The sequence below is a fragment of the Marinobacter shunpengi genome (assembly GCF_045449695.1).
In the GTDB taxonomy this organism is placed as follows: Bacteria; Pseudomonadota; Gammaproteobacteria; order Pseudomonadales; family Oleiphilaceae; genus Marinobacter.
The window spans coordinates 84,490-98,937 of sequence record NZ_JBJJKZ010000013.1 but is presented as its reverse complement, the minus strand read 5'-3'; the positions used below and the strand labels follow the sequence as shown (position 1 = coordinate 98,937).

General features: G+C 63.6%; 15 protein-coding genes and 1 other RNA gene. 9 read left to right on the top strand and 7 right to left on the bottom strand.

The annotated features are described in order from the left end of the window. Nucleotides 1–4: 4 nt before the first annotated feature. Genes ACJO2E_RS09730 through ACJO2E_RS09715 form a run of 4 tightly spaced genes read right to left on the bottom strand, consistent with a single transcriptional unit; the run spans nucleotide 5 to nucleotide 4,470 of the window. Nucleotides 5–1,228: a UbiH/UbiF/VisC/COQ6 family ubiquinone biosynthesis hydroxylase gene (locus ACJO2E_RS09730; RefSeq protein WP_406963681.1), complete on the bottom strand. Its 1,224-nt coding sequence runs from the start codon at nucleotides 1,226–1,228 to the stop codon at nucleotides 5–7. Beyond that, nucleotides 1,225–2,499 carry a 2-octaprenyl-6-methoxyphenyl hydroxylase gene (gene ubiH / locus ACJO2E_RS09725; protein WP_406963680.1) on the bottom strand — a complete coding sequence of 425 codons (1,275 nt, stop codon included), beginning with the start codon at nucleotides 2,497–2,499 and terminating at the stop codon, nucleotides 1,225–1,227. Before ubiH ends, ACJO2E_RS09730 begins: the two co-directional genes overlap by 4 nt. Before the next feature lie 18 nt (nucleotides 2,500–2,517). Continuing rightward, nucleotides 2,518–3,837, bottom strand: a complete 1,320-nt coding sequence (pepP, locus tag ACJO2E_RS09720; RefSeq protein ID WP_406963679.1) for a Xaa-Pro aminopeptidase — start codon at nucleotides 3,835–3,837, stop codon at nucleotides 2,518–2,520. Nucleotides 3,838–3,858: 21 nt separating this feature from the next. Continuing rightward, complete coding sequence (locus tag ACJO2E_RS09715; RefSeq protein WP_406963678.1) at nucleotides 3,859–4,470, bottom strand: UPF0149 family protein; 612 nt, start codon at nucleotides 4,468–4,470, stop codon at nucleotides 3,859–3,861. 150 nt (nucleotides 4,471–4,620) lie between these two features. On the opposite strand from ACJO2E_RS09715, the gene ACJO2E_RS09710 reads away from it, so the two are divergent. Beyond that, nucleotides 4,621–5,205 (top strand): ZrgA family zinc uptake protein, encoded by a 585-nt coding sequence (locus tag ACJO2E_RS09710; protein WP_406963677.1) that lies wholly within the window; start codon nucleotides 4,621–4,623, stop codon nucleotides 5,203–5,205. 56 nt (nucleotides 5,206–5,261) lie between these two features. Here ACJO2E_RS09710 and ACJO2E_RS09705 read toward each other — a convergent pair whose 3' ends face one another. Continuing rightward, on the bottom strand, nucleotides 5,262–5,783 hold the full coding sequence (locus ACJO2E_RS09705) for a DUF3299 domain-containing protein (RefSeq protein WP_406963676.1): 522 nt from the start codon (nucleotides 5,781–5,783) through the stop codon (nucleotides 5,262–5,264). Nucleotides 5,784–5,965: 182 nt separating this feature from the next. Between ACJO2E_RS09705 and ACJO2E_RS09700 the strand changes: the two genes are divergently transcribed. The 6 genes from ACJO2E_RS09700 to ACJO2E_RS09675 all read left to right on the top strand — a co-directional run bounded on the left by ACJO2E_RS09700 (nucleotide 5,966) and on the right by ACJO2E_RS09675 (nucleotide 9,777). After that, nucleotides 5,966–6,640, top strand: a complete 675-nt coding sequence (locus ACJO2E_RS09700; RefSeq protein WP_406963675.1) for an ATP-binding cassette domain-containing protein — start codon at nucleotides 5,966–5,968, stop codon at nucleotides 6,638–6,640. After that, nucleotides 6,637–7,920, top strand: a complete 1,284-nt coding sequence (locus ACJO2E_RS09695; RefSeq protein ID WP_406963674.1) for an ABC transporter permease — start codon at nucleotides 6,637–6,639, stop codon at nucleotides 7,918–7,920. The genes ACJO2E_RS09700 and ACJO2E_RS09695 overlap by 4 nt, the downstream gene beginning before the upstream one ends. A gap of 434 nt (nucleotides 7,921–8,354) precedes the next feature. Then, the gene (locus tag ACJO2E_RS09690) at nucleotides 8,355–8,561 is read left to right on the top strand and encodes a TIGR02449 family protein (RefSeq protein ID WP_328187523.1); all 207 of its coding nucleotides are present in this window, start codon (nucleotides 8,355–8,357) and stop codon (nucleotides 8,559–8,561) included. Then, nucleotides 8,561–8,881, top strand: coding sequence for a cell division protein ZapA (locus tag ACJO2E_RS09685; RefSeq protein ID WP_406963673.1), 321 nt, complete (start codon nucleotides 8,561–8,563; stop codon nucleotides 8,879–8,881). The genes ACJO2E_RS09690 and ACJO2E_RS09685 overlap by 1 nt, the downstream gene beginning before the upstream one ends. Nucleotides 8,882–8,939: 58 nt before the next feature. Further along, nucleotides 8,940–9,120, top strand: a non-coding RNA gene (ssrS, locus tag ACJO2E_RS09680) — 6S RNA. A gap of 24 nt (nucleotides 9,121–9,144) precedes the next feature. After that, nucleotides 9,145–9,777 carry a 5-formyltetrahydrofolate cyclo-ligase gene (locus tag ACJO2E_RS09675; protein WP_406963672.1) on the top strand — a complete coding sequence of 211 codons (633 nt, stop codon included), beginning with the start codon at nucleotides 9,145–9,147 and terminating at the stop codon, nucleotides 9,775–9,777. 417 nt (nucleotides 9,778–10,194) lie between these two features. Here the strand turns inward: ACJO2E_RS09675 and ilvA are convergent, their stop codons facing one another. After that, a complete protein-coding gene (ilvA, locus tag ACJO2E_RS09670) occupies nucleotides 10,195–11,724 on the bottom strand; it encodes a threonine ammonia-lyase, biosynthetic (RefSeq protein ID WP_406963671.1) in 1,530 nt (509 codons plus the stop codon). Between the two features lie 203 nt (nucleotides 11,725–11,927). Here ilvA and rpiA point away from each other — a divergent pair, with 203 nt between their 5' ends. Further along, nucleotides 11,928–12,605 (top strand): ribose-5-phosphate isomerase RpiA, encoded by a 678-nt coding sequence (rpiA, locus tag ACJO2E_RS09665; protein WP_406963670.1) that lies wholly within the window; start codon nucleotides 11,928–11,930, stop codon nucleotides 12,603–12,605. A gap of 120 nt (nucleotides 12,606–12,725) precedes the next feature. Further along, entirely contained in the window at nucleotides 12,726–13,256 is a 531-nt protein-coding gene (ppa, locus tag ACJO2E_RS09660) for an inorganic diphosphatase (RefSeq protein WP_328187513.1), read from the top strand. A gap of 66 nt (nucleotides 13,257–13,322) precedes the next feature. Here the strand turns inward: ppa and ACJO2E_RS09655 are convergent, their stop codons facing one another. After that, complete coding sequence (locus ACJO2E_RS09655) at nucleotides 13,323–14,384, bottom strand: DUF2333 family protein (RefSeq protein WP_406963669.1); 1,062 nt, start codon at nucleotides 14,382–14,384, stop codon at nucleotides 13,323–13,325. Nucleotides 14,385–14,448 lie beyond the last annotated feature (64 nt).

Below are 14,448 nucleotides of genomic sequence, written 5' to 3'. Positions count from 1 at the left end.
CCGGTCACAGCCCCATTGCCTGTGCGGCTACCCGGTTCTTGAGCGGAGTAGCCCGGTCCAGCCAGCGCATGCCGGTGCTGCGCAGCCATTTCAGTGGCAGTTCATCCCGGGCAAAGAGTTGTCTGAATCCTTCCATGGCGGCCATCATCGACAGGTTCTCACCCTTGCGTCGGCGCTGGTAGCGCTGGAGGAGCAGCAGGTCGCCCGGTGACTGCCCTCGCTGGAAGGCGGTTTCCAGTTCCGCCAGCAGGGCTGAGACATCGCCATACCCGAGATTGGCCCCCTGCCCCGCCAGGGGATGGATGGTGTGGGCCGCATCCCCCACCAGGGCCAGACCTGGCTGGACGTACTGCTTGCTGTGACGCTGCCGCAGGGGGAACGAGAAGCGGCGGGAGACGGCTTCCACGGGGCCCAGTCGTCCCTCCAGGGCACTGGTCAGCTCCGCCATGAAGGCATCGGCATCCAGGGCCAGCAGGCGGCGGGCCTCCGGCGTATCCTGGGACCAGACAATGGAGCAGAACCGTTCGCCCTGCTCACCCTCTTCACCAGGGTCAGGCTGCAGCGGCAGGAAGGCCAGGGGCCCGGTGGCGGTAAAACGCTGCCAGGCGGTGTGCTGGTGGGACTGCGCGGCCTGCACGGTGCAGACGATGGCTTCCTGGTCATAGTCCCACTCCCGGGTGGGCAGGCCCACCCACTGGCGGATACGGGAATGGCCACCGTCGGCGCCCACCACCAGGGAGGCGGTAAACTTCTCGCCACCGGACAGGGTCAGTTGCCAGCCTTCCCCGTCCTGTTCCAGGGCATCCACCGACTGGCCATCCAGGCAGGTAAGGTCGCTGTCCCGGACCGCCTCGAACAGGCTGCGGACCAGGTGACGGTTCTCGATGATGGTGCCCAGGGCAGGCACCCCCAGCTCGGCGGCGTCGAAACGGATGCGGCCGATGGCCTCACCGTCCCAGACATCCATGGCGATGTAGGGGCAATGGCGGGATTGCGTCGCCCGCTGCCAGGCCCCGAGGCGCTCCAGCAAGCGCTGGCTGGCCACGGAGATGGCACTGACCCGGGGCTCGAAATCATCCACCGTGCGGGCCGGTAATGGCGACTCCACCAGTTTCGCCACCGGCGCGGCTTCCACCAGCGCGACCCGCCAGCCCTGTTGAGCGGCCCCAAGGGCCAGGGCGCTTCCGGTCATGCCACCACCAACCACGACAATATCAAAATCACTCATTGCCAATACTCCCGGTCGCGGTCCGATGGCTGCCTGGGCGTGCCCCCCGTCACCATCCCCATGGCCCGTCGGGCAAACCACTGCTTGGCACCGGGCATGATGTCCAGCCCCGCCAGTCCGGCGTTGCGGGCCGGCCCCAGGGCGGGGTAGCCGCCACCAAACAGGCGCACCAGGGAATCGGAGAACCCGATGGTCTGCCGCTGATCCGGGGCATGCTGCCGCCGGTAACGCTCCAGCACCCGCAGATCCCCCGGGGACAGGTCGTTGTCATGGGCATACCGGAAGGCATCCACCAGCGCCATCAGCCCCCGCAGGGCCAGGTTGAACCCCTGCCCGGCCACCGGATGGAGGGCATGGGCAGCATTGCCCACCAGGGCCACACCGGGACGAATGCACTCGTTGGCGGTGGTCAGCGCCAGGGGATAATGGTGGCTCTCACCAAACCGGGTGAACCGCCCCAGGCGCCAGCCGAATACCCGCTGCAGACGGGCACAACGGCCAGCCTCGTCCAGGGCCAGCACGTCATCCAGGTCGTCCGGCGACAGGGTCCATACCAGGGCGGAGCGATGACCGTCCTCCGGACCGCCCACCTGTGGCAGCAGGGCCATGGGCCCCCGCTCGGTGAAGCGCTCCCAGGCGATACCCTGGTGGGGCTGTTCGGTACTGACATTGGCGATCAGCGCGTACTGGCCGTAATCCTCCTGCCGGACGCCGATCCCCAGGGCCTCCCTCAAGCCGGAACGGCCTCCGTCCGCCACCACCAGGCAACGGCTGGTGAGGCTGTGTTCCTCGCCATCCTGCCGGATCGCCACGCGCACGCCGCCCCGCAGGCTGGTCACGCCCTCGGCCCGGGCCGGTGCCAGCCAGCGGATGTTCGGCTGCCGTGCCAGGGACTCCATCAGGCACAGGCCCAGCCAGCGGTTGTCGGCGACATAACCCAATGCTGGCTGCTGGTGCTCCGATGCATCCAGGCGGGTAACGCCGAAACGGCCTCTCTCGGAGACGTGGATATGCCGGATAGCCGCCGCCTGCCCACTGATGGACGACCACAGGCCCAGGCGTTCGAAGATCTGGCGGGAGCCCCAGGACAGGGCCGTGGAGCGGGCATCGTAGCTGGGCTGGTAGTCGCTGGGGGCGGGGTCACCGGACAGGGGGAAAGCCTCCACCACGGTCACGCGGTAGCCGGGCACCAGCCGGCAGATGGCCAGGGCCAGGGTCGCCCCCGCCAGTCCACCACCGGCAATCAGTATGTCCGTGTCCCACGCCTGCATGTCAGCCACCTGTCCGGGTCATTCCGCCATTAAGGCTTCCACCTCGGCGATGTTCTTGGGCACCGCGTCCGTAAGCACCTTGCAGCCCTCTTTGGTGACCACCACATCGTCCTCGATGCGCACGCCAATGCCCCGCCACTTCGGGTCCACATCCATGTTATCCGGAGCGATGTAGAGCCCCGGCTCCACGGTCATCACCATGCCCGGTTCCAGCACCCGCCAGGCGTCGCCCACCTTGTAGTCGCCCACATCGTGGACATCCATGCCCAGCCAGTGGCCGGTGCGGTGCATGAAGAAGGGGCGGTAGGCTTCCGTCTCCAGGGCCCGGGTCAGAGGCCCCTCTATTATACCCAGATCGATCAGCCCCTCGGTCAGCACTTCCAGCGCCGCCTCGTGGGGCATGTTCCAGTGGTGGCCGGGCTGCACCGCGTCGATGGCGGCGTACTGGGCCTCCAGCACCACTTCATAGATGGCCCGCTGGGCCTCGCTGAAGCGACCACTGACCGGGAAGGTACGGGTGATGTCGGAGGCGTAGCAGTCCACCTCGCAACCGGCGTCAATCAGTACCAGGTCCCCTTCCCGCAGCGGCGCACTGTTCTCGATGTAGTGCAGCACGCAGGCATTGGCGCCGCTGCCCACGATGGAGGGATAGGCGGTATTACGGGCACCGTGCTCCATGAAGGTGTGGATCAGCTCCGCCTCGAGCTGGTACTCGTAGCCCCCCTTACGGGCCCGTTTCATGGCCCGGCAGTGGGCCTCGGCACTGATTCGGCCGGCCTCGGCCATGACCTTGATTTCCTTCGGGCTCTTGTACAGGCGCAGGTCGTGGAGCAGGTGCTCCAGGGCCACGAACTCGCCGGGGGGCTGGGCACCCGCCCGCACCTTGCTGCGGATCAGCTTGACCCAGTCCATAACCCGGGCATCGAAGGCCTGGTCGCGGCCCAGGGGATAGTATACCCGGCTGCGGCCCTCGATCATCCCCGGCAGGATGTCGTCGATATCCGCGATGGGAAAAGCGTCGTCCAGCCCGTAGGTTTCAATCGCCCCTTCCGGGCCGGTGATGGAACCGTCCCACTGCTCCTTCTCCGGGTTCCGTTCACGGCAGAACAGTACCGATTCACCATGTTCCCGGCCGGGAATCAGCACCACCACGGCTTCCGGCTCATTGAAACCGGTCAGGTACTGGAAGTCACTGTCCTGCCGGAACGGGTAGAGCACATCCCGGTTGCGGGTGCGTTCCGGGGCCGCGGGCAGGATGGCAATGCTGTCCTTTGCCATCACATCCATCAGCCGGCGACGGCGCTCGGCGTGTTCACTCATCGGAATCCACGGGCTCATAGGGTCTCCTGATCATCAAACTCAGTGCAGGGTCTGGCCTGCGGAAGGTGTCGGCGGCTCCGGGGGATTGAATTCCGTGAATACGGAAATCACGCCCAGGCGGACGTACTCGGTAATGTCGATAAGCTGCACTTCCGCTGCCTCGTCACCCTCATCGGATTCTTCCACCTGACTGATGGCCACCATGTCCTCGATCAGTTCCCGGATCTCATCCGGAGCCTGACCCAGTTTCTCGCCGGCCGCCAGCGCCATGCCCTCGAGGAAGCCACGCACCCAGGCCGCCAGGGCCTGCAGGCGTTGCTCGAACGCATAGTCATCTTCCGGCAGCAGGGGCTCGAAGGCCATGTCAGAGGCCCGCAACTGGTCCAGGGTCTGCTGGTAGGCCTCGGCCATGAACTCCGGCAGTTCCGCCGGCAGGTCGTCGCCCTGTTCCAGGGTTTCCGGCGCGATGCCGATATGCTCGCACACCACTTCCAGCCATTGCTGCTGGTTCAGGCGGGCGCCGGCGGCAAGCCGGCCACAGAGTCCGCCGTGTAGCTCGGAGGGATGACTGAACGCCCGGCAGCGGGTAAACAGGTTCGCCCAGCCCTCGAAATCACCAGCGCTGGCACCGGGTTCTGCGTTGTCGGTCATGAAGTCGCTGTACCTGTCAGTTGAATGGGCCTCCAATCCTAGCATTTCCGGCGTGGCAGCGGCATATCCATCCGCCGAAAGACATCATGCTTGACCTGGCAACGGATTCAGGTAACTTACGTTATAACATATCAAAAGGAGATCAATTCCATGGCTACTCCAGGCATCTACAGAGCCTCCCTGCTCGCCCTGGCCTGCGCGGGGTTTGCTACTACCGCTACTGGTGACGAGCACGGGCACCATCAACAGGCCCATGTCCATGGCGATGCAAAACTCCAGGTCGCTGTCGATGGCCGGACCGCCGAACTGATCCTGCAATCACCGGCAGCCAACCTGCTGGGGTTCGAGCACAAGCCAAAGAACGCCGAACAGGAAGCCGCGGTCATGGAAACCCGGGAGTGGCTGACCGCGAATCCGCTGGTGCAGACCACCAGCAACGATTGCACCGTGACCGCTGGCAGCATCCATCACAAGGGGGGCGTTGAGGGTGAGCACGAGCACGAGCACGAGCACGAGCACGAGCACGAGCACGAGCACGAAGAAGAGGGTAACCACAGCGATTTCGAAGTCACCCAGAGAATCGAGTGCGACAGCGAACTGACCGATCCCCTGGCCACCTCCCTGATGACCCGGTTCCCCGGTATCGAACACCTGTCCGTGGACTGGCTGGGTTCCGGCGGCCAGGGGCATACCGAGCTGCACGCGGGGGAGGACGAGATCCATCTCGACCACTGACCGGGACAAACCATGGGGCGGCGTGACGGAACCTTGGATCCCGTCGCGTCGGCCCATCAGCCCTCGTAGGGCTCCACGTTCTCGCTGATAAGGGTATAGGAGGCGGCACCGATATCGTTCTCCACCGACTCCGTCTTCAGGGTGCCCTGGACCCAGACAGGTTCGTAGAGGGCGTTCAGGGTGAAGCCGGGCTTGTAGGTCACATGGATAATCTGGTTCGGCGGCGGTGGCGGCACGTGGATGCAGGCACCGTAGTAGGGCACCAGGAAGAATTCGACAATGCGCTGATCACCCACCGTCTTCAGGGGTACCACGAAGCCGGGGATCCTGGCCCGGGTGCCATCCATTTCCGGCACCACCCGACCGGTGAGGATCTCATCCGGCAATGCGGCGGGGCCACTGCCCTCATGCTCCACCTCCGGCAGGTTCTCAAGCAGTCGCAGATCCTCCTCGGGCATCAGTTCCAGCCAGTCCAGCTCGCGCCATTGTTCGTCGGCAAGGCTGGTGCTGGCGATCATCACCAACAGGCAGGCCACCAGGACCTGTTTTGTCGGCGCACGAAGGGATGTTATGGACATTGATGGTCTCCAGGTATTCGGGGAGGCACCTGACGGACGATAGCCGGGGCCGGTCACGATGATTCAGGTTATCATGCCACGACCCGAATCGGCTTCACAGACTACGACGATTACCATTTTGACGCACACTACAGCTCCCATAGCCCGATACTCCGGACATCCATCACAGGCACGATCAGACCATGGTGATTCATACGACAAACCTGAGCTGGCACTGGCCCGACCAGGGTGGCAGCCTCCACTTTCCAGACATCCGGCTGCAGGCGGGGGACCACCTGTTTATCCGCGGCCCCAGCGGCAGCGGCAAGAGCACCCTGCTCAGCCTTCTGAGCGGCCTCAACCGAGCGGTGGACGGGCACATTGAAGTCCACGGCCAGGACTTGAAACGGCTGGGCGGCGGCGCCCGGGACCGACTGCGGGCCGACTGCACCGGCGTTATCTTCCAGCAGTTCAACCTGGTGCCCTACCTCAGTGCCCTGGACAACGTAACGCTGCCATGTCGCCTCTCCACCACCCGGTGGCGGAATGCCGGACACCCCGAAGACACCGCCCGACGCCTGTTGCGGGCACTGGACCTGCCCGATGACAGCCTGGGGCGCAAACCCGCGGCCCTGAGCACCGGCCAGCAACAACGGGTGGCCGCAGCCCGGGCGCTTATCGGCGCGCCGCCACTGATCCTGGCGGACGAGCCCACCTCCGCCCTGGATACAGATAACCGCGACCGGTTTATCGACCTCCTGCTGGCACGGGCGGCCGACCATGGCACCAGCGTCGTCTTCGTCAGCCATGACCCCGGGCTTGCGGCCCACTTCCCTTATCACCTGGAGCTGGCCGCCGGCGGGGAGGTGCAGCCATGAGACTGCCCCTCGCCCTGTCACTGGCGGCCGCCAGCCTCTGGCACCGCCGCCGGGTCCTGCTGCTGGTCACCCTGACTCTGACTCTGAGTGTCACCCTGCTGCTGGGCGTGCAATACCTGCGCACCGAGGTCCGCCAGTCCTTCAACCAATCGGTGTCCGGCACCGACCTGATCATCGGCGCCCGCAGCGGAGAACTAAACCTGCTGCTCTACTCCGTGTTCCACATTGGCCATGCCACCAACAACCTGCGCTGGTCAACCTTCCAGGATCTTGAACAGGATCAGCGCATCGACTGGCTGGTCCCTCTATCGCTGGGAGACAGCTACCAGGGTTACCGGGTGGTAGGCACCGACCGGCGCTTCCTGGAACATTACCAGTACGGGGATGAACAGGCCCTGGCCATGGACGAAGGCCAATGGTTCAGCGACCTGTTCGATGTGGTGCTCGGATCCCAGGTGGCCCGCAAACTCGAACACGGTATCGGCGACGAGGTCATCCTGTCCCATGGCGGCGGACGTACCAGCTTTGTCAGCCACGACCAGCACCCGTTCCGGGTCAGCGGCGTCCTGGCGCCCACCGGCACGCCGGTGGACCGGGGCGTCTATGTCAGCCTGGAGGGACTGGAGGCCATCCATGTGGGCTGGGAGGCCGGTGTGCCCTCGCCGGGCCGGACACTGTCCGCCGATGCCGCCCGTGAGCGCGGCCTGACACCACAGACCATCACTGCGGCCCTCGCCGGCGTGGAACGACAGATCCTCACCTTCCGCATCCAACGGGATATCAACCAAATGTCAGCGGAACCCCTGTCCGCGATCCTGCCCGGTGTTGCCCTGTCACAGCTCTGGCAGGTGCTGGGCCAGTTCGAGTTCATCCTGCTGGGCATCACCACCTTCGTGGTGATCACCAGCCTGGCGGGGCTGGTCACCGTGCTACTGACCCTGCAATCCCACCGTCACCAGGAAATTGCGGTACTGAGGGCCAACGGCGCCTCCCCCGCCCTGATTGCCGGCCTCTACCTGCTGGAGTGTACCGGGCTGGCCCTGCTGGCGGCGGTGCTGGCCAGCGGCCTGTGGTACCTGGCCGTGGCCATCCTCGCCCCCTGGCTGCTGGAAGTGTGGGGCGTGGCCATCGCCTTGCGGCCACCCACACTGGCGGAATGGGGCCTGCTGGCGGCGGTGCCTGTGGCCGGGCTGCTGGTGGGGCTGATACCCGCCGTCAGGGCCTGGCGAATGGGCAGCCGTCCGGGTGGATGGGGAGCCACGGAGGATATGACAAGCTAGCCCGTCGTCTCCGCCCCCTGGTGCCGGGTGATTGCCAGACGTGTGGCGCCGACTTACCAGGTTGGGACAGGAGTCACAGCAAGATGACAGACTGGCAAATTGACCCTTTCCCATCGCCCACTTATAGTGATTGCAGGCGGTCGCCACGGTGGCCAGTGTGCCGTGCGGCTATCAACGCTCTCAGTGGCTCCCGAAGGGCGCGACGCTGGGGCCTCTGGCCGGTGTTGCCAGCCCTTGATGTGGAACCACCACACCGGCGGACTGGCGCCTTGGCCAGAGGCCCCAGCGTCACGCAGTAGGTCAGCGAATTAACCGCACGGCACACTAGGGTCCTTGCCGACCCGGGCCATTACAAACCAGAGTGCCAGACCGCGAACTGTAAGACCGAAAGGGGCCGCCGGTGTCAGACGGCCCCGCCAAGTACCGGAATGTCTATGGAACAGTCAGAATTGCAGGCCATGGCGGAGAAACTGGACCGCCTGATCGAGCGCTGTCGCAAACTGGAGCAGGACAACGCTGCCATGAGGGAGCTTCAGGACGAATGGAACCGGGAACGGGCCCAGCTACTCCAGCGCAACGACCAGGCCAAGAACCGGATTGAAGCCATGATCGGCCGGCTCAGAGCCCTGGAGCACCACTGATGTCTAGATCCCCCACCACGGTTGAAGTCACCATCCTCGACAAGGACTACCTGGTTGCCTGCCCTGAGGACCAACAGGATGCCCTGCGCCGGGCCGCCCGCCACCTGGACAGCAAGATGCGGGAAATCCGCACGACGGGTAAAGTCCTGGGCACCGAGCGCATTGCAGTCATGGCCGCCCTCAACATCACCCACGAATTGCTGGAGGACAGCAATGTCTCCGGGGCTGCGGACCAGGTGCTCCGCTCGATGGACGACAAACTGGACATGGCCCTGGGCGGCTCGCACCCCGGCCCCGGGAACAGTCAAGGCACCGAGTAACCGAAAAGTCACACACGGCGGTTGCAAAGGCCCCGGCCAATGCCCGTATAATGAAGCCAACTTCCTGGGCTGTTCGCTGGTCGGATACGTCCTCGAGCCGATGCGCAACACCCAGGTGGCTACTTCAGGGCATTGTGAGCAAGTCCCCCGCGAAGGGGAAAGCCTAATGTGTCACAGCGGCCACCACCTTGAACTTTGGGTTCAAGGGCCACATCCGATAACGGCAGCCCGGGAAGCTTATTCCACCTGATCCCTGACCCATCGTGAGTCACACGTTCCAGAATCTCTCAGAATTCGAGCCGGAATCCGCCAGGGACCGTAAGGCCCTCAGACGGAACCTCCGTGACGCCAGGCGGGCGCTCAACCCCGAGCAACAGACCCTCGCCGCCATCAACCTGGCTAACGCCCTGCGCCGACACCCCAGGGTCATGGGTGCCCACAACATTGCGCTCTACCTGCCCAATGACGGCGAAATCGATCCGCGGACGTTCATGGAGCAAAGCCGTCGTCGGGGGGTTCACTTCTACCTGCCGGTCCTGCATCCCATACATTCCGGGCAACTGGCTTTCTGCCGCTATGACGACCACACACCTATGGCGCCCAACCGCTTCGGCATCCCGGAGCCGGTATTCCATCATCGCCTGATACGACCGGCCTGGTCGCTGGATGTGATCCTGATGCCCCTGGTGGGATTCGATGAACAGGGCGGGCGCCTGGGGATGGGCGGGGGATTCTATGACCGCACCCTGGCCTTTACCCGGGTGCGCCCACGGCTGCGCCCCACCCTGATCGGGCTGGCTCACGAACTGCAACGGGTAGAAAGGCTGCCGACGGAGCCCTGGGATGTGCCGCTGGATGCGGTAGTAACGGACAGAAGGATAGTCCGGACCGGCTGACTCAGCCTTCGTTGCGCGGATCCTGACTGCGCTGGGCCTGAAACCACTGGCCCTGGGAACTGATATCGGCGGGCACCGCGCGAGGCTCATCCTCCGACGCCTGGAGTGATGTTAATCCGGTCACCGCCAACCCAATGAAAAATAACAGGACGACCGTCCGAAGTGTATCCGGCCTGCGCCTCATTGCTTCTCCTCCATTGGTAACCCCTGCCGCTTGTTATTTTCGTTTAAAACGATCACTTTGCTTTCAAAAACAGCTGGATGTTGCCGTTTCCCAGAATTGACAAAAAGCGTAACACGTATCTGGCCATTTACAATTTTTTATAATTAAAATTTGTAAAGGCTATGGGCCGCCGCATTACCTTTGGTAACACGGCGTAACCCGGAGGCACCCTGGAAAGACATCCTGACAGGCGATCAGTGCCCGTTGCCCGCCCCCAGGAACAGGCGATAAGCCTCGTTGTCGGTCTCGTTGGTGTAGCTGAATCCCACCTGGTCCAGCATAGCCTCGAAGTCCGCCAACTCCCCGTCCTCCACCTGGGCCCCCATGAGGACCCGGCTGTAAGCAGCGCCGTGGTTGCGGTAGTGGAACATGGAAATGTTCCAGCGTGTTCCCAGGGACAGCAGGAACTTCAGCAGTGCGCCAGGGCGTTCGGGGAACTGGAACTGGAACACCTTCTCGTTATGCACCGACGGCGCATGACCACCCACCATATGCCGGATGTGCTGCTTGGCCAGGTCACTGTCGGTGAGGTCCATCACCTGGTAGCCGGTTTCCCGCAGACTCTGCACCAGGTCCTCGCGGCCATGGCCGCCGGCCTGGATCTGGATGCCCACGAAGATGCTGGCGGATTCCGGGTCGGAGTAGCGGTAATTGAACTCGGTGATGTTGCGCTTGTGCAGAGCGTTGATGAAAGTCTTGAACGCCCCCGGCTTCTCGGGGATGGTCACCGCCAGGATGGCCTCACGCTTCTCCCCGATCTCAGTGCGTTCGGAGATGTAGCGCAACCGGTCGAAGTTCATGTTGGCACCACTGAGGATACCCGCCAGGTTCTCCCCTTCCAGTTGTTCCCGCTCCACGTACTTCTTGATACCGGCCACGGACAGGGCCCCGGCAGGCTCGCAGATGGAACGGGTATCCTCGAAGATATCCTTGATGGCCGCGCAGATCTCGTCGGTGCTGACGGTGATCACCTCATCCACATGGTCCTTGCAGATCTCCCAGGGCGCTTCCCCGATCTGTTTCACGGCGACACCGTCGGCGAAGATGCCCACCTGGTCCAGCACCACCCGCTCACCGGCCGCCATGGCCGCCTGCAGGCAGTTGGAATCCGCCGGCTCCACCCCGATCACCCGGATCTCCGGGCGCAGGTACTTGATATAGGCCGCCATGCCGGCAATCAGGCCACCACCGCCCACGGGGATGAACACCGCATGCAGGTTATGGGAGCATTGCCACATGAGCTCCATGGCCACGGTGCCCTGGCCGGCGATCACGTCCGGGTCGTCATAGGGCGGGATATAGGTGTAACCGTGTTTGGCAATCAGTTCCTGGGCATGGGCGGCGGCCTCATCGAAGGCATCGCCCCGGAGCACCACCTTCGCGCCCCGGTCCCGCACCGACTTCACCTTGATGTCCGGTGTGGTCTGGGGCATGACGATGACCGCCTTGATGCCCAGCTTCTTCGACGCCAGCGCCACGCCCTGGGCATGGTTGCCGGCTGAGGCGCAAATCACGCCTTTTGCCTTCTGCTCATCGGAGAGCTGGGCAATCCGGTTGTAAGCACCACGAATCTTGAAGGAAAACACCGGCTGCAGGTCTTCACGCTTGAGCAGGATGTTATTGCCCAGGCGTTTGGTGAGACTGCGTGCTTCGGTCAGCGGGGATTCGATGGCCACATCGTATACCCGCGCATCAAGAATCTTTTTGATGTAGCGTTGCGGCATGGTGCTGGAGTCCAGTTCTGGGTGATTGGGCTAGTGTTCCGTCTGGGCATTGACCGCCCCGGTGTGCGAGGCAAACGCACAGTGTAGAAAGTTTGCACGGTCCGCGTCTATAACTGGGCTCCGCAGGAAGGGTATAATACGTCGTCTCGCGCCGCCCAGGCGCCTTCCTTTTACGACCAATGACGACCTAACCGGAGGCCAGCATGACGCAGGACGAACTCAAGCAGGCGGTGGCCAGGGCCGCCCTGGATCATGTTGCCCCCCGCCTGGACCGGGACAGCGTGATCGGCGTGGGCACGGGCAGCACCGCCAATTTCTTTATCGACTACCTGGCCGACATCCGCAATGACTTCGACGGCGCCGTGGCCAGTTCCGATGCCACGGCCGAACGGCTGAAGCAGCACGGCATTCCGGTGTACGACCTGAACAGCGTCAACGAGCTGGAATTCTATGTGGACGGCGCCGACGAGACCAACGATCACCTGGAACTGATCAAGGGCGGGGGCGCCGCGCTGACCCGGGAAAAAATCGTCGCCGCCGTGGCCCGGACCTTTATCTGCATTGCCGACGACTCCAAGCGAGTGGACATCCTCGGTGACTTCCCGCTGCCGGTGGAGGTGATTCCCATGGCCCGCAGCCACGTCGGTCGCGAGATCGTCAAGCTGGGCGGCGACCCTGTCTACCGGGAGGGGGTCACTACCGATAATGGCAACATCATCATCGACATCCACCACATGGACCTGTCGCGCCCCATCGAGATGGAAGAGCGCCTCAACCAGATTGTCGGCGTGGTCACCAACGGCCTGTTTGCCCGCCGGCCTGCGGACCTGCTGCTGCTTGGCACGAGCGACGGCGTGCGGACCATCGAGCGGCCGGCATAGGCCAACGTTACGGACGGGCAACTCACCCGACGTTGGTTGAGTTTCGGATGTGGCCGCTTGCCCGTATAATAGCGCGCACTTTTTCCGAGTTACTCCAATTACCGCAGAAAAGGAACCGCCATGAACTTTGATCATATCCCGGCCGGCAAGAACCCGCCCGAAGACATCTACGTGGCCATCGAGATCCCGGCCAACAGCTCGCCGGTCAAGTACGAGATCGACAAGGACATGGGCGCCGTCATGGTGGACCGCTTCATGACCGCTCCCATGTTCTACCCGGCCAACTACGGCTTCATCCCCCACACCCTGGCGGATGACGGCGACCCCCTGGACGTACTGGTAGTCACCCCGTACCCGGTGCAACCCGGCTCGGTTATCCGCTGCCGCCCGGTGGGCATCCTGAACATGGAAGACGAAGCCGGCGGCGACGCCAAGCTGGTGGCCGTTCCCCATGACAAGCTCACCAAGGCCTACACCGACATCAAGGATGTCGACGACCTGCCGCAACTGCTGCGGGACCAGATCCAGCATTTCTTCGAGAACTACAAGACCCTGGAGCCCGGCAAGTGGGTGAAGGTCCAGGACTGGGCCAACGCCGATGCCGCCCGCAAGGCCATCGAGGATTCCGTGGCCAACTACCAGGGCAAGTGATCTCGCCCTGAAACAGAAAACCGGGCTCAAGGGCCCGGTTTTTTGTGTCTGACGATCAGCCACGCCCTACCCCTGGGACAGCAGCTCCCGCAGATCCGAGATGGCCGAGTTGGCCCTCGCCAGGTACGCCGCCATGGTCAGGGAGTGGTTGGCCAGCACCCCGAAACCACTGCCGTTCAGGATGACGGGGCTCCACATCTGGGCCTGGGATTCCTCCAGTTCGATAATGATCTGCCGCACGCTGGCCTGGGCATTCTTATCCATCAGCACCTTGCGGAAATCCACCTCAATGGCCCGGAAGATATGCAGCAGGGCCCAGGAGGTACCACGGGCCTCGTAGAACACGTTGTCGATCTGGGTCCAGGGAGTCTTCACATCCGCCCCCCGCTCTTCCTCTTTTAACGGGTCAAGGTCGTCGATACCGGCCAGGGCCTCGGTGACCTCCGGCTTGCCGACGCTTTCACTCAGGGTCCGTGACAGGCTGCCCAGACGGGTCTCCAGATCCGCCAGCCAGTTGTTCAGGTTATCGGCACGGGCGTAGAAGTGCGCCTCCGGGCCCTCCGGGGCGGACAGACGGTCAAGGTAGCTTTCCAGTGCCCGGATGCCACGGCGATATTCGCCCTCGGTGGAGGGCAGCGCCCAACTGTCGCTGTTGAAGTGGAACTGGGGCTCCGCCACCGTCAGGTCCGGATCTTCCGCGGACTGGCTCTGGGAGCGGCTGATGTTCTGGCGCATGGCCCGGGACAGGTCCCGGAGCTGAACCAGTACGCCGTATTCCCAGGCCGGCATATTGTCCATCCACAGCCCCGGGGGAAAGATATCGTTGGAGATGTAACCACCGGGTTTATCCAGCAGGGTCTCTGCGACCCGGATCATGGTCGCCGTGGTGGCGAAGCCGGTGACCGGCTCCCGTCCCATGTCCTGCGCCACGGTGCGGGTATGTTCACGCACGGAGAACGTATCCGGCTCACTGCTCCAGATCATGCCCAGGATGATGGTGACCAGCAGGTAGAGCAACACCACAACTGCAATAATCCTGCCGATGGGGCGGGATTTTCCGGAGCTGGCCGATGAACCCTGGTAGCCGGATCCGCTACCGGAGAAAACGGATTTGAGTCGGTTAAACATATGCGCCTGTCCTTTGCCGATAAACCGGAAGCCGGTCTCAAAGATGAATGATTTGTCAGATTTA

Coding starts and splice junctions, on each gene's coding strand:
- ACJO2E_RS09730 (WP_406963681.1), bottom strand. CDS start 1,228: ATGAGTGATTTTGATATTGTCGTGGTTGGTGGTGGCATGACCGGAAGC.
- ubiH (WP_406963680.1), bottom strand. CDS start 2,499: ATGCAGGCGTGGGACACGGACATACTGATTGCCGGTGGTGGACTGGCG.
- pepP (WP_406963679.1), bottom strand. CDS start 3,837: ATGAGCCCGTGGATTCCGATGAGTGAACACGCCGAGCGCCGTCGCCGG.
- ACJO2E_RS09715 (WP_406963678.1), bottom strand. CDS start 4,470: ATGACCGACAACGCAGAACCCGGTGCCAGCGCTGGTGATTTCGAGGGC.
- ACJO2E_RS09710 (WP_406963677.1), top strand. CDS start 4,621: ATGGCTACTCCAGGCATCTACAGAGCCTCCCTGCTCGCCCTGGCCTGC.
- ACJO2E_RS09705 (WP_406963676.1), bottom strand. CDS start 5,783: ATGTCCATAACATCCCTTCGTGCGCCGACAAAACAGGTCCTGGTGGCC.
- ACJO2E_RS09700 (WP_406963675.1), top strand. CDS start 5,966: ATGGTGATTCATACGACAAACCTGAGCTGGCACTGGCCCGACCAGGGT.
- ACJO2E_RS09695 (WP_406963674.1), top strand. CDS start 6,637: ATGAGACTGCCCCTCGCCCTGTCACTGGCGGCCGCCAGCCTCTGGCAC.
- ACJO2E_RS09690 (WP_328187523.1), top strand. CDS start 8,355: ATGGAACAGTCAGAATTGCAGGCCATGGCGGAGAAACTGGACCGCCTG.
- ACJO2E_RS09685 (WP_406963673.1), top strand. CDS start 8,561: ATGTCTAGATCCCCCACCACGGTTGAAGTCACCATCCTCGACAAGGAC.
- ilvA (WP_406963671.1), bottom strand. CDS start 11,724: ATGCCGCAACGCTACATCAAAAAGATTCTTGATGCGCGGGTATACGAT.
- rpiA (WP_406963670.1), top strand. CDS start 11,928: ATGACGCAGGACGAACTCAAGCAGGCGGTGGCCAGGGCCGCCCTGGAT.
- ppa (WP_328187513.1), top strand. CDS start 12,726: ATGAACTTTGATCATATCCCGGCCGGCAAGAACCCGCCCGAAGACATC.
- ACJO2E_RS09655 (WP_406963669.1), bottom strand. CDS start 14,384: ATGTTTAACCGACTCAAATCCGTTTTCTCCGGTAGCGGATCCGGCTAC.